A 13717-nucleotide genomic window follows, 5' to 3' on the forward strand; every position below is an offset into this window, starting at 1 on the left:
CGCATGTTCTTCATATAGCACGATTTAGGTCGCGTTTGTAAAAATCAAATACAGGGTAGGGAATTGCAGACTTGCCAGTAAATGGCGGTTTTTCCCACCATATGCCTATTTATGGGGATGGATTTATTATGAAACGGATTGCTATTTTTTGTGACGGCACCTGGAACCGCCACGATGCAGAACACCCAACCAATGTTGTACGGCTTGCCCAAGCGGTGAAGCACACCGCGACAGATGGGCACAAACAAGAGGTGTTTTATGTGTTGGGTGTCGGCACGGGTCGCGGGTCAAACAAGGTGGCACGTTGGCTTGATCGTACGTTGGGCGGTGCGATGGGTATCGGCATGGTCGAGAATATCGAGGACGCATACCGCGGTCTTGTCTTCGCCTATGAACCGGGTGACGAGATTTACATCTTTGGTTTCTCGCGCGGGGCGTATACTGCGCGGTCACTTGCGGGGCTCATTCGGTCTTGTGGTATCCCGCCACGCCAAAATGTGCACCGGTTGGGTGAGGCCATGGCCCGCTATCGTTCGCGCGACAAGAATACCCACCCAGACGATCCCGAAAGCTTTCTCTTCCGCTCTGATTTCGCGCCCTACACGGCGACAAGCAAGGCGGAATGGAACTGGCGGCTAAAGACCCGCCCGCACCTATGTGTCAACCTTGGGATCAATTATCTGGGTGTTTGGGATACGGTCGGTGCGCTGGGTGTTCCGGGCCATTGGATCACCGCTAAGCTGTTCAACAAAAAACATCAATTTCATGACGCACACCTGAGCAGCATGGTTAAATCCGCCCGCCATGCCGTCGCAATTGACGAGCGTCGCAAGACGTTCCCGCCAGCGATGTGGTCAGAAAAGCTGGATGTGATGAACCGCGCGGCACTTGGCCTTGATGCCGACGTTTCGCTTGATCCAAAGAGCCGTACAGAATGGGCATATCGGCAGGAATGGTTCCCGGGAGATCATGGATCGGTTGGTGGTGGCGGTGACCGCGTTGGACTGTCGTCGTTTGCCTGTGACTGGATCGCCGAAGGGGCAGGGCGTGCCGGGCTTGAGATGGATAGCACGGTGTTGGAGCGCGTGCGTGAAACGCGAAATATTCGCGAACCGTTGATCAATCAAACCCGGATCGGGCTGATGAAGAAAGCGATGCTATGGAGCGCTATTGATCGTGATGGCCCGACACGGGTCGAAGATGTCAGTCAGATCACGTTGGATCGGATCGCGTGTGACAAGGACTATAAACCCAAAACACTGGCCAAGGTCATGACCAAGTTGCAAGAGCAGATCACCAGTGATGATCTGCTCCCGCCTGATTAAGCCAGTTGGCCGTCGGCAGAAATGCGTGTTTTGCCAGCCAAGTAGGGGTGCAATACGGCTGGTAGATCAACAGAGCCGTCTTCTTGCTGGCCGTTCTCTACGACGGCGATCAAGCAGCGGCCCACTGCAAGGCCAGAGCCATTCAACGTATGCACATACTCTGGCTTGCCGCCAGCCGCAGGTTTGAAACGCGCGTTCATGCGGCGTGCTTGGTAGTCACCAGCAACCGAAATTGACGCGATTTCACGGTAGGCGTTCTGACCGGGAAGCCAGACTTCGATATCATGGGTTTTGCGCATGCCTGCACCCAGATCACCTGTGCACAGAACAACGGTGCGGTAAGGAAGACCAAGCTTATCAAGAATGGTTTCCGCGCGCTTCGTCATCGCAAGGTGTTCGGCTGCGCTATCTTCTGGCTTTGTGACGCTGACCATTTCGACTTTTTCGAATTGGTGCTGACGCAGCATGCCGGATGTATCACGACCGGCCGAACCAGCTTCCGAGCGGAAACACTGCGTATGCGCGACATAGCGACGGGGCAGGTAGCTTTCTTCGATGGTTACACCGTTAACGATGTTGGTCAGCGTGACCTCTGCCGTAGGAATAAGCCACCAACCGTTTGTGGTTTGATAGCTATCTTCGCCGAATTTCGGCAGCTGACCCGTACCATACATCATTTCTTCGCGAACGAGCACAGGGGTGATGGTTTCGGTCAGGCCGTGTTCGTCGACATGTGTATCAAGCATGAACTGCGCAAGCGCGCGGTGTAGCCGTGCGACAGCGCCCGACAACAGCACAAAGCGGCTACCAGACAGTTTTGCAGCGGTTTCGAAATCCATGCCCGGGCGAATGCCGGGGATGTCGTAATGCTCGACCGGCGTAAAGCTAAAGTTGCGCGGGGCACCTTCGCGGTTGATTTCGACGTTATCTTCTTCGTCTTCGCCGTCTGGAATGCCTTCGTCTGGCAGGTTCGGTATGCGCATCAACAGATCGTTTAGCGCAGCATCTTGGGCTTTCGCTTCGTCGTTGAGTGCGGCGATTTGCGATTTCTTTTCAGCAACCAATGCACGTAGGCGTTCAAACTCTGCTTCGTCACCGCGACCTTTGGCGGCCCCGACTTCTTTAGCCGCTTTGTTGGCTTCAGCTTGCGCAGTTTCTGCTGCCAAGATCTTGGCACGACGGGCTTCGTCGAGTTCCAAAATTTCGGACGACGCAGCCGAGATCCCACGACGAGACAGAGCCGCATCAAAAGCGGCGGGGTTGTCACGGATGGCGCGAATATCGTGCATAGCATCGGTCCTTATTGGCGTTAATTCTGCGGGTGATATGCCCCATCTTGGGTTTCAAGTGAACCCGAAACTGGGATGGTGCACATGATTTAGAAACGAAACGTCGCAATTGTCATGTTTTCATGGATTTTCGGCGGCTTTAGCTGTAACAACGCGAGTAGCTAACGTCGTGTTCGCGTGGGGTTGGGTGCTTCTGAATGGTGGAAAACGATGGCTACTGTTACACTTACCTTACGCGGAGATCAGCTGGGTACTTATTCAAGTTTGTCGGCCAACGGTAACAATGCTGGCCGCAAAGTAAACCTGACTGACGTCGAGGCGCTTGGGGCAAGTAGTAAGATTTTTACTGTCGTTGTCGAACAGGTCAATAGCGGCGTCACAGAGTTTCAGAACGGTCAATTTGTCACGATACTCGACAGCAGCGGCAATGTCGTCATGCTGAGGACATCGATAAACCCTGATGCTGAACAAGGGATGGCGGCAGGTGACGAACACCTGATCATTGTTAACTCCAATTTCATTATTGATTTAGGTGGCGTACCCGTTGGGCCTGCAAGTGTGCGGTATGATAGGGACGACCAAGCCGCAGTCGCCGGAGAAGGTGATGACGATGGTGAATTGGATTTTTCAGAATTCCCGTGTTTTGGTCTTGGAACATTAATTGAAGCAGCGACTGGGCAGGTCCCCGTTGAAAACCTGTGCCCTGGAGACTTTGTAAAGACGGTGGGTGGGTATTTGGGACGCGTTATTTGGGTAGGGCGGCGTGAAATTGCTCTTAACGCTGAAACGAATAAGCAACGCCCAATTCTATGCCGCAAAGGTAGTCTTGGGGTGGATATTCCGCGTCGTGATTTGATTTTATCACCACAACATAGGCTGTGTGTTGGTGGGGCAGTCGTCAAAGACCTATTTGGTGATGAACGGGTTCTTGCTCCTGCAAAGGGGCTAACTGCGCTTCGCGGGGGGCGCTGGATGAAGGGTAAGAAAACAATTACCTATGTATCGATTTTGTTGGATACGCATGCTGTGATGTATGCAGAAGGCGTACCGGCAGAAAGCCTGTACCCGGGCAAGCAAGCGTTAAAAACACTTGGTCCCGTGCTAAGAGAAGAGCTTTATGCGCTTATTCCTAATCTGAAAGAGCAGGGTGTCGAGGCATACGCACCACCTGCCTTGCCACTGATCACGGTTCGTTCAGCAGCCAAACTTGTAAGGCGACTTGCACAGAGCGCAGCGCCGCAGCCGGATGTTGAGCAAAATTTCGCGATCCAGAGCCGCTAAGTAATCAAGCGCCGGATTGTGTCGCGGGTTTCCTGTTTCCACTGCATATAGACTTGCATCTGGTTGCTAATTGCTTATCTCGCCAGTAACGTGCCGCGACTTTTGGGTCGTACGGCCCTTGCGAATTTAAAGGATTGCGAAATGAGACCTCAAGACCTGATAATGCTGCTATTGATCTTCGGGATCATGTATTTTTTGCTTATCCGTCCACAGCAGAAAAAGCTGAAAGAGCATCAAACAATGCTTGAGGCACTGCGCCGCGGCGACCAGATCGTGACCCAAGGTGGCGTGAAGGGCAAAGTGGTTAAGGTAAAAGATGACAACGAAGTTGAAGTCGAAATTGCTGCAGGTGTGATTGTGCGTGTGGTTAAATCCACCATCACGACCGTTCTGAACAAAACCGAACCGGCGAAATCCTAACCGCCGAAGGGCCGCGTCATGCTGAATATTTCGATGCCAAAGCAGATCCTGATTTGGGGAACTGTTGTTATTGGCCTGCTGTTTGCGATGCCCAATGCGTTTTATACGCGGGTAGAAACACATAATGACGCGGTCGCTGTCATTGACAGCGGGCAAACCAATGCCACGCTCGACGCAGACGCGGCCCAATGGCCAAGCGTATTGCCTTCGGGTCTTGTGAACCTTGGGCTTGATTTGCGTGGTGGCGCGCATCTGCTGGTCGAGGTTGCGCTGGAAGAGGTGCACGGATCGTATCTAGAGGGTTTCTGGCCAGAAGTACGTGATACGCTTGCTGCTGAACGTGACGCTGTAGGTTTTGTAACGCGTGATGACAGCCCAGCTGATGAACTGCGTGTACGTATTTCTCAGGTGGATGGTGCCGCACGTGCGTTGGAACTGGTGCGCGGTCTTGGCCGCCCGGTGACATCCTTGACAGGGGCGGCCGGTAGCAATCTGGATGTGTCCATCAACGGTCCTGTCCTGACGATTAAGCTCAGCGAGGCCGAACAGGTTGCCATGAACGACCGCACGATGGCACAAACGCTAGAAATCGTGCGCCGTCGTATCGACGAAGCTGGTACACGCGAACCAACCATTCAACGCCAGGGCACTGATCGTGTATTGATTCAGGTTCCCGGCGTTGGTTCCGCACAAGAAGTCATCGACCTGATCGGTACAACTGCCCAGCTAACGTTCAATTCGGTTTTGGGTAGCACGAGCGACCCTGCGCAATCGCCTGGTACTGGCAATATCCTTGCGCCGGATGCCGAAAACGAAGGGTTGTTTTACATTCTGGAAAAGCGTGCGGTTGTAACCGGCGAAGATCTGGAAAACGCGCAGCTTGATTTCGACCAAAACGGGTCACCTGCTGTTGCATTCCGCTTTAACACGACTGCCGCACGTAAATTCGGTGATTACACGTTAGAAAACATCGGTTCACCATTTGCGATTGTTCTGGATGGCGAAGTTATCTCTGCGCCACGTATCCAAAGCCACATTCCGGGCGGTTCGGGTATCATCACCGGTAACTTCACTGTTGAAGAAGCAACCAATCTTGCGATCTTGCTGCGTGCTGGCGCACTGCCTGCACCGCTGACCGTGCTCGAAGAACGCACTGTTGGCCCCGAGCTGGGCCAAGACAGCATCGACGCAGGTAAAGTCGCTTGCATTGTCGCTGGTATCGCGATTCTTGTGTTTATGGTTCTTAGTTATGGCCTGTTTGGCGTGTTCGCAAACATCGCGCTGATCATCAACGTCGGGCTGATCTTTGGTCTGCTGTCGATCATTGGTGCCACACTGACGCTGCCGGGTATCGCTGGTATCGTGCTAACCATTGGTATGGCAGTCGACGCAAACGTCATCATCTTTGAACGTATCCGCGAAGAACTGAAAACTGCCAAAGGTGCGGCACGCGCCATTGAACTCGGTTATGAAAAGGCCCTGTCATCGATTATTGACGCAAACATCACGACGTTTATCACTGCTGTGATCTTGTTTGTGATCGGCTCTGGCCCGGTCAGCGGTTTTGCCGTGACGTTAGGCTTTGGTATCGTTACGTCGGTCTTTACCGCCATCTTTGTAACCCGGTCACTGATCGTGATCTGGTTTGCCCGCGCCCGTCCTAAGACAATTGAGGTTTAAAATGCGCTTGAAACTTGTACGCGATAACACCTCCATCGACTTTTTTAGTAAGGCACGGATTTGGCTTGGTATTTCCATTGTAATGATGGCTGTGGCGCTTGGGTCGTTTCTGATCCAAGGGCTTGCCTTTGGGATCGATTTCCAAGGTGGGACAAGCATTCGTACCCAGTCTGAGGTCGCAGTTGATGTCGCGGCCTACCGCGGCGCGCTCGAGCCGTTAGGGCTTGGCGATGTTTCTATCGCAGAGGTCAACGATCCAAGCTTTGCGGACAATCAGCACGTCGCAATGATCCGTATTCAAGCCCAAGAGGGCGACGAGCGGATCGCGTCTGACACTGTCGATGCAATCCAATCCGCGCTGGTTGGGCTTGATCCGACAATCACGTTTCAGTCGATTGAATCCGTTGGTCCGAAAGTATCAGGCGAGCTGATCAACACCGCTATCTTGGCTGTGACTTTGGCTGTTGCCGCGATTTTGTTGTATATCTGGATGCGGTTCGAATGGCAGTTCGCGGTCGGCGCGGTGTTGGCGCTGGTTCATGATGTGCTGCTAACAATTGGTATCTTCTCAGAACTGCAGATCAAATTTGATCTCGCTATTATTGCCGCACTACTAACGATCGTCGGTTATTCGATCAACGATACGGTGATTGTATTTGACCGGGTGCGTGAAAACTTACGCAAGTATAAGCAAAAGGACCTCAAAGAGGTGCTGAACCTGTCTATCAACGAAACGCTTAGCCGGACGTTGATGACATCTGTCACCACCTTGTTGGCGCTTGTGTCTTTGTATGTTCTGGGCGGCGATGTGATCCGTGGATTTGTCTTTGCGATGATCTGGGGTGTTGTCATCGGTACCTATTCGTCGATCTTTGTTGCTTCGACTGTTTTGCTTGTCTTGGGTGTAAAGCGTGACTGGTCTAAAAAGGACCCAGCCGCCGGCACGCGCTATGCACACTTAGATCAATAAGGATGCCCGATGCGTTTGAATGAAATCAACTATAACGATGCGACCCCGGTCGATGGATATGGTCCAGGTTTCTTTCGCATCGGTGGCACGAAATATGACGGCGCGGTCGCGGCTTTCGCGGCCGGTGTAAAGGCATGGGGCGGCTATAAAGATACTGCCACTTTGCTCGAGCAGGCCGAAACGCTGGATGTTTTGTTTGTGGGCACGGGCGCAGAGGTCGCGCATTTGCCCGCCGATTTTCGTACTACGCTAGAAGACGCCGGTATCGGGGTCGAGGCGATGGCATCGCCTGCTGCCTGCCGGACTTATAATATTCTACTGTCAGAAGGGCGCCGCGTCGCTATCGCCCTGATCCCCGTCTAATGCTGCGCGTTAGTAACATGACATGTGCGCGGGGCGGGATTCCTGTGCTAAGCGACATAAGCTTTGACGTACCCGCAGGGCAGGCACTGATCCTGCGAGGCCCAAATGGTATCGGGAAAACGACGTTGCTGCGGACATTGGCGGGGCTGCAACCCGCTTTGGCTGGCGAAGTCGAGCACCCGGCGGACGAGGCGGCCTATGCGAGCCACGCTGACGGTATCAAAACCGCACTAAGCGTCACCGAGAATCTGACGTTTTGGGCCGATGTTTACGGCCAACCAGTCCCTGACGATATTTGGGACACCTTCGATTTGGCCGATTTGCGAGAGCGCATTGCCGGCACGCTTTCTGCCGGCCAAAAACGGCGACTGGGTTTGGCGCGTCTTGGCGTGATCGGGCGCAAAGTGTTGTTTTTGGATGAGCCTACTGTGTCGCTTGACGGGTTTTCGGTTCGACTGTTTGCCGACTGGCTGCAAAACAAGCACCTTGCCAGCGGCGGTGTAGCTGTGATTGCGACGCATATTGACCTTGGCGTTACCGCACCTGAACTTGACCTGACGCCATTCAAATCAGCGCCAGAGGCAGGTGGTGCCACAGACGAGGCATTCTTGTGATCGCTTTGCTCCTGCGTGACCTGCGGCTTGCGGTACGGGCAGGGGGCGGGTTCGGATTAGGGCTCGCGTTTTTCCTGATCGTGGTTGTTCTTGTTCCCCTTGGGGTGGGGCCTCAGACCGAATTGCTATCGCGAATTGCGCCAGGGATTTTGTGGGTGGCTTCACTTTTGGCGGCCCTTCTTTCGCTGGACCGCATTTTTGCGTTGGATTTTGAGGATGGGTCGCTGGGCTTGCTCGCGACATCTCCGTTGCCTTTAGAGGGGGCCGCATTGGCCAAGGCGCTCGCGCATTGGATCACGACGGGACTGCCGCTGACGTTGGCCGCGCCCGCGCTTGGGTTTCTGTTGTCGCTCGCGCCAGAAGCCTACAAATACCTACTTTTGTCGCTGTTGTTGGGAACGCCTGCGCTGTCGATGATCGGGACGTTTGGCGCGGCGTTGACAGTCGGGTTGCGTCGCGGAGGATTGCTTTTGTCGCTACTCGTGTTGCCACTTTACGTTCCGACGTTGATTTTCGGGGCAGAAGCCGTGCGACGTGGCGCTGATGGTTTGGACCCAACTGGCGCTTTGATCCTGCTTGGCATGATTACGGCTGGGTGCTTTGCGGTGTTGCCGTTCGCGACTGCGGCCACGTTACGCATCAATCTGCGTTGATCGGGCGCAACGAGCAGGATAGGTAATCGAAATGTCGATCTGGGAATATGCAAATCCGAAAAAGTTTATGGGCTGGACAACGCCTGTGCTGCCCTATGCTTTTGGGCTGGCCGCGTTGTGCCTGATTGTGGGCTTGGTCTGGGGCTTTTTCTTTACGCCTGACGATTACCGCCAAGGATCGACGGTCAAGATTATTTACCTGCACGTCCCAGCCGCGCTAATGGCGATTAACGCATGGATCATGATGCTGGTGGCGTCCTTGATTTGGGTGGTGCGTCGGCACCACGTGTCGGCACTGGCAGCACGGGCCGCTGCGCCCGTAGGGCTGACAATTACACTGATTGCGTTGTTCACCGGTGCAATCTGGGGGCAGCCGATGTGGGGCACCTATTGGGCATGGGACCCGCGGCTTACGTCATTTCTGATCTTGTTTCTGTTTTACCTCGGCTACATCGCCCTGTGGGAGGCGATCGAAGACCCGGACACCGCCGCTGACCTAACATCTGTCTTGTGCATGGTCGGGTCGATCTTTGCGATCTTGTCGCGCTACGCGGTGAATTTCTGGAACCAAGGGCTGCATCAGGGCGCGTCACTGTCGCTCGATAAAGAGGAAAACGTATCAGACGTTTTTTGGCAACCGCTTGTGATTTGCATCGCTGGGTTTGTTCTGTTGTTTGTTGGACTGGTGCTACTGCGCACCCGTACTGAAATCCGTGCCCGCCGTATCCGGGCCCTAGAAGCGAGGGCGCGCCGTGCCTGATTTGGGAAAATACGCAGTTGAAGTCCTAGCTGCCTATGGTGTGAGCCTTGGGCTGTTGGCTGTCGTCGTTCTGCTAAGTTGGCGTCGATCTGTTCGCGTGCGGACTGCCTTGGAACGGATTGAAAACAATGGCTAAAATATCGCCTTTGATGATTGCACCACCCGCAATATTCGCAGCACTCGCTGGCATGTTTGCAGTCAGCATGTGGCAGGGTAAAAACGATGATCTGCCGTCCACATTCATTGGTCAACAAGCATCCGCCGTTCCGGTCGAGGCCGTAAATGGCACCAACCAGATCACTGATGCGGACCTACGTAGTGGTGAAATCACACTGGTGAATTTCTGGGCGAGCTGGTGCCCGCCTTGCCGTGCCGAGCATCCGCAACTGTTGGAACTTGCGGAACAAGGATACCGGATCGCAGGTGTCAATTTCCGCGATGCGCAGGATCAGGCGTCTGCCTATCTAACAGATTACGAAGACCCATTCTTTGCCACAGGGTTTGACCTGCGGGGCAGAGTGGCCATTGACTGGGGCGTCACCGCACCGCCCGAGACATTCATTGTGGATGGGGATGGAACTGTGCTGTTCCGGTTCGTTGGGCCCCTAGTCGGATCTGATTATGAGCAGCGGTTTTTGCCGGAGTTGATGAAGGCGATTGAGTAAGTTGACACTAGTTGGTTAGCGGGCCATCTGCTGATTGAGCGGCGGGCAAGTCGAGGATTGTTAGCGCCTCTAAGCCGCCAATGATTGAATCAATCGCAATTGTTGCGAGGATCATGCCCATCACCCGGCTGATCACACTTGCGCCTGTATTGCCGATAATACGGTGAACATAGGTGGCGACCAGCAGCAATCCCAAGGTAAAGATCATCACCAACACTAACAGGCCCGCAGTAATTGCCTGTTCGATCAACGGTTGTTCGTGATTGTCGGTTAGAACGACCACGGCCAACATTGCGCCGGGCGAAGCGATCGACGGCATGGCAAGCGGGAAAACTGCCCCTGCTAGGTGGTCCTTTCCGGCTTCTTCGATTTCGGTCTCAGGTTTTGAGTGCCCAAATATCATCGTAAGGGCAAAGAGAAATAAGATAATCCCACCTGCGATTTGAAACGACCCAAAGCGTAAGCCTAATGCCTCTAGCATGAACTGTCCGCCGACTAAAAAGCCAATCAAGACCAAGGTCGCAATCACGACTGCACGCAAGGCATAGCGTCTATGTAGATTTGCGGGGACTGAAGCGACCGCGAACAAAAAGACCGGGATAGAACCGACAGGGTCGATGACAACGAATAGGGTAACAAATTCACGAAGCAGGTTGGGCCAATCCACTAGAGACTCATTTATTTTAGGGGCAATAATTATGTCCTAAACGTAGTCACTGCTCGGATCAATCAACGAGCCCGTCGATGACGTAGATATTATCTGGTTTAACTTAATATGCACGAAAAAGGCCCGATCAAATTGACCGGGCCCTTTGTGTTGATATCGGTCCAGTTTAAGACGCTTTTGCCAAGTTCCGTAGAACATAGTGCAGCACGCCGCCGTTTTCGATGTATTCAATCTCGACCGCTGTATCGATCCGGCATTTGACCGTGATCTCTTTGGTGGTACCGTCTGCCATTGTGATCTGTGCAGTCATTTCCTGCAGCGGTTTCACGGCATCCAGACCTTCGATGGTCACTGTTTCTTCGCCAGTCAGGCCAAGCGTTTTGCGGCTGTCGCCGCCAGTGAATTCGAATGGAACAACGCCCATACCAACAAGGTTAGAACGGTGGATACGCTCAAAGCTTTCTGCGATGACCGCTTTGACACCTAGCAGGGCCGTACCTTTGGCTGCCCAGTCACGCGAAGACCCCGCGCCGTACTGTTCACCAGCAAAGATCACAAGCGGTGTGCCTGCTTCTTGGTACTCCATCGCCGCGTCAAAGATCGAAGTCTGCGCGCCATCTGGGCCTTTGGTGTAACCACCTTCGACGCCGTCCAGCATTTCGTTCTTGATGCGGATGTTGGCGAATGTGCCGCGCATCATGACTTCGTGGTTACCACGACGAGACCCGTAAGAGTTAAATTCGCGCACAGGCACCTGACGTTCGATCAGGTACTGACCGGCAGGGGTGGTGTCTTTGAACGAACCGGCAGGGCTGATGTGGTCGGTTGTGACCATGTCGCCGAGTACGGCGAGAACCTTTGCGTTCTCAACGTTTTTGATTGTGCCTGCATCCTTGGACATGCCGCGGAAGTAGGGTGGGTTCTGAACGTATGTCGAAGCCGCTGGCCAGTCGTATGTTTCAGAATCAGGTGTCTGAACGGCTTGCCACTTTTCGTCGCCTTTGAAGACGTCCGCATATTTCTTGAGGAACGCTTCGCGGGTAACTGTCTTTTCAACCAGTTCGTTGATCTCTTGGTTGGTTGGCCAGATGTCTTTCAGGTAAACGTCATTGCCGTTTTTGTCCTGCGCGATTGGATCAGTGGCAAGGTTGATATCCATTGTACCGGCCAGTGCATAAGCCACGACCAAAGGAGGCGACGCAAGGTAGTTGGCGCGGACGTCAGGCGAGATACGGCCTTCAAAGTTCCGGTTACCTGATAGAACAGATGTCGCGACCAGATCGCCTTCGGCGATCGCATCAGACAGTTCTTTTTGGATTGGACCAGAGTTACCGATACATGTTGTACAGCCGTAACCAACAAGGTTGAAGCCGATTTTGTCCAGATCTTCCTGCAGGCCAGCGGCCTCTAGGTATTCGGACACAACCTGTGAACCAGGTGCCAGCGATGTCTTAACCCAAGGTTTGCGATCCAGACCAAGTGCTGCCGCTTTGCGTGCCACCAGACCCGCGCCGATCATGACATATGGGTTAGAGGTGTTGGTGCAGGATGTGATCGACGCGATCACGACCTTGCCTGATTCCATAGTGTAGTCTTCGCCAGCGACTGGAACTTCTTTGCCCATTGGGCGCTTGAAGGTGTTTTCCATTTCGTTTGCGAAGGCGGTCTTTGCGCCTGTCAGTGCAACGTAATCCTGTGGGCGCTTTGGACCCGAGATCGCGGGGACGATTGTACCCATGTCGAGGTGCAGTTTTGCGGTGTAGATTGGGTTGTAGTCCGCATCGCGCCAGAAACCGTTTTCCTTGGCGTAGGCTTCGACCAGCGCAATGCGGTCTTCGTCACGGCCAGTGTTACGCAGGTAACGCAGTGTTTCGTTGTCGATTGGGAAGAAGCCACATGTCGCGCCATATTCTGGTGCCATGTTCGCGATTGTCGCACGGTCTGCGAGTGGCAGACGGTCCAAACCTTCGCCGAAGAATTCGACGAATTTGCCAACAACGCCAAGCTCGCGCAGCATTTCGACGACTTTCAGCACAAGGTCAGTACCTGTGGTGCCTTCAACCATTTCGCCTGTCAGCTCAAAGCCGACAACTTCGGGGATCAGCATGGAAACTGGCTGACCCAGCATCGCGGCTTCGGCTTCGATACCACCAACACCCCAACCAAGAACAGCAAGGCCGTTCACCATGGTTGTGTGAGAATCAGTGCCGACCAATGTGTCAGGGTATGCAACTTCGACGCCGTTTTGGTCTTTGTCAGTCCAAACAGTTTGCGCAAGGTATTCAAGGTTCACTTGGTGACAGATACCTGTGCCCGGTGGCACAACGCGGAAGTTGTTGAATGCTTTTTGGCCCCACTTAAGGAACGTATAGCGTTCTAGGTTGCGTTCGTATTCGCGGTCCACGTTCATTTGGAACGCACGTGGGTTACCGAATTCGTCGATCATGACCGAGTGGTCGATGATCAGATCGACAGGGTTCAGTGGGTTAATCTGCTGTGCGTCGCCACCAAGTGCCACGATACCGTCGCGCATCGCTGCAAGGTCAACAACAGCTGGAACGCCGGTGAAATCCTGCATCAGAACGCGGGCAGGGCGGTAGGCGATTTCACGTGGGTTTTTACCGCCATTGTCAGCCCATTCAGAGAATGCTTTGATATCGTCTACAGAAACCGAAAATCCGTCATCTTCAAAGCGTAGGAGGTTTTCTAGCACGACCTTGAGAGCGGCAGGTAGTTTCGAAAAGTCACCCAGACCAGCGGCTTGGGCGGCAGGAATAGAGTAGTAGGCGACCGACTGGTCCCCAACGCTTAGGGTTTTGCGGGTTTTGGCTGTATCAGCGCCGACTGTGATTGTCATGGCTATCCCTTTCAAAGGCAATTGCTGTGTAAGGCTATTTCATATTTCTGCATCAAGCAGCGAGAGCGTACAAGAGGCTGTTCATTTATTTGTATACTATTGTACACAATTCAACCTGTTGCCATTGAAACATACATAACAAACTGTTCTCAATTCATTGATTGGTCATTACA

The 13717-nt window shown here is 53.5% G+C and carries 14 protein-coding genes; 11 read left to right on the forward strand and 3 right to left on the reverse strand.

What is annotated here, in order from left to right; translation table 11 throughout:
- The first annotated feature begins 128 nt into the window (after window positions 1-128).
- Window positions 129-1325, forward strand: a complete 1197-nt coding sequence (locus CLV80_RS00785) for a T6SS phospholipase effector Tle1-like catalytic domain-containing protein (RefSeq protein WP_165793283.1) — start codon at window positions 129-131, stop codon at window positions 1323-1325.
- Here CLV80_RS00785 and serS read toward each other — a convergent pair.
- A complete protein-coding gene (serS, locus tag CLV80_RS00790; RefSeq protein WP_106353747.1) occupies window positions 1322-2614 on the reverse strand; it encodes a serine--tRNA ligase in 1293 nt (430 codons plus the stop codon). The two genes, CLV80_RS00785 and serS, sit on opposite strands and share 4 nt — an antisense overlap.
- Before the next feature lie 210 nt (window positions 2615-2824).
- On the opposite strand from serS, the gene CLV80_RS00795 reads away from it, so the two are divergent.
- The 10 genes from CLV80_RS00795 (at window position 2825) to CLV80_RS00840 (ending at window position 10020) form a co-directional block, all read left to right on the forward strand.
- On the forward strand, window positions 2825-3895 hold the full coding sequence (locus CLV80_RS00795) for a Hint domain-containing protein (protein WP_106353750.1): 1071 nt from the start codon (window positions 2825-2827) through the stop codon (window positions 3893-3895).
- A 141-nt stretch (window positions 3896-4036) separates the two neighbouring features.
- On the forward strand, window positions 4037-4315 hold the full coding sequence (gene yajC / locus CLV80_RS00800) for a preprotein translocase subunit YajC (protein ID WP_106353752.1): 279 nt from the start codon (window positions 4037-4039) through the stop codon (window positions 4313-4315).
- Between the two features lie 18 nt (window positions 4316-4333).
- The gene (gene secD, locus CLV80_RS00805) at window positions 4334-5995 is read left to right on the forward strand and encodes a protein translocase subunit SecD (RefSeq protein WP_106353754.1); all 1662 of its coding nucleotides are present in this window, start codon (window positions 4334-4336) and stop codon (window positions 5993-5995) included.
- Window position 5996: 1 nt separating this feature from the next.
- A complete protein-coding gene (secF, locus tag CLV80_RS00810; protein WP_106353756.1) occupies window positions 5997-6965 on the forward strand; it encodes a protein translocase subunit SecF in 969 nt (322 codons plus the stop codon).
- Between the two features lie 9 nt (window positions 6966-6974).
- Window positions 6975-7328 (forward strand): Mth938-like domain-containing protein, encoded by a 354-nt coding sequence (locus tag CLV80_RS00815; protein ID WP_106353759.1) that lies wholly within the window; start codon window positions 6975-6977, stop codon window positions 7326-7328.
- The gene (ccmA, locus tag CLV80_RS00820) at window positions 7328-7942 is read left to right on the forward strand and encodes a heme ABC exporter ATP-binding protein CcmA (RefSeq protein WP_106353762.1); all 615 of its coding nucleotides are present in this window, start codon (window positions 7328-7330) and stop codon (window positions 7940-7942) included. Before CLV80_RS00815 ends, ccmA begins: the two co-directional genes overlap by 1 nt.
- The gene (gene ccmB, locus CLV80_RS00825) at window positions 7939-8595 is read left to right on the forward strand and encodes a heme exporter protein CcmB (RefSeq protein ID WP_106353764.1); all 657 of its coding nucleotides are present in this window, start codon (window positions 7939-7941) and stop codon (window positions 8593-8595) included. Before ccmA ends, ccmB begins: the two co-directional genes overlap by 4 nt.
- Before the next feature lie 31 nt (window positions 8596-8626).
- On the forward strand, window positions 8627-9355 hold the full coding sequence (locus tag CLV80_RS00830; RefSeq protein ID WP_207766460.1) for a heme ABC transporter permease: 729 nt from the start codon (window positions 8627-8629) through the stop codon (window positions 9353-9355).
- Complete coding sequence (ccmD, locus tag CLV80_RS00835; protein WP_106353769.1) at window positions 9348-9491, forward strand: heme exporter protein CcmD; 144 nt, start codon at window positions 9348-9350, stop codon at window positions 9489-9491. Before CLV80_RS00830 ends, ccmD begins: the two co-directional genes overlap by 8 nt.
- A complete protein-coding gene (locus CLV80_RS00840; RefSeq protein ID WP_106353771.1) occupies window positions 9484-10020 on the forward strand; it encodes a DsbE family thiol:disulfide interchange protein in 537 nt (178 codons plus the stop codon). Before ccmD ends, CLV80_RS00840 begins: the two co-directional genes overlap by 8 nt.
- Window positions 10021-10027: 7 nt before the next feature.
- Here the strand turns inward: CLV80_RS00840 and CLV80_RS00845 are convergent, their stop codons facing one another.
- Both CLV80_RS00845 and acnA read right to left on the reverse strand, forming a co-directional pair.
- Window positions 10028-10687, reverse strand: coding sequence for a MarC family protein (locus CLV80_RS00845; RefSeq protein ID WP_106353773.1), 660 nt, complete (start codon window positions 10685-10687; stop codon window positions 10028-10030).
- A 166-nt stretch (window positions 10688-10853) separates the two neighbouring features.
- A complete protein-coding gene (acnA, locus tag CLV80_RS00850) occupies window positions 10854-13544 on the reverse strand; it encodes an aconitate hydratase AcnA (protein WP_106353776.1) in 2691 nt (896 codons plus the stop codon).
- Window positions 13545-13717: the final 173 nt, after the last annotated feature.

It is taken from the genome of Yoonia maritima, assembly GCF_003003285.1.
GTDB classification, from domain to species: domain Bacteria; phylum Pseudomonadota; class Alphaproteobacteria; order Rhodobacterales; family Rhodobacteraceae; genus Yoonia; species Yoonia maritima.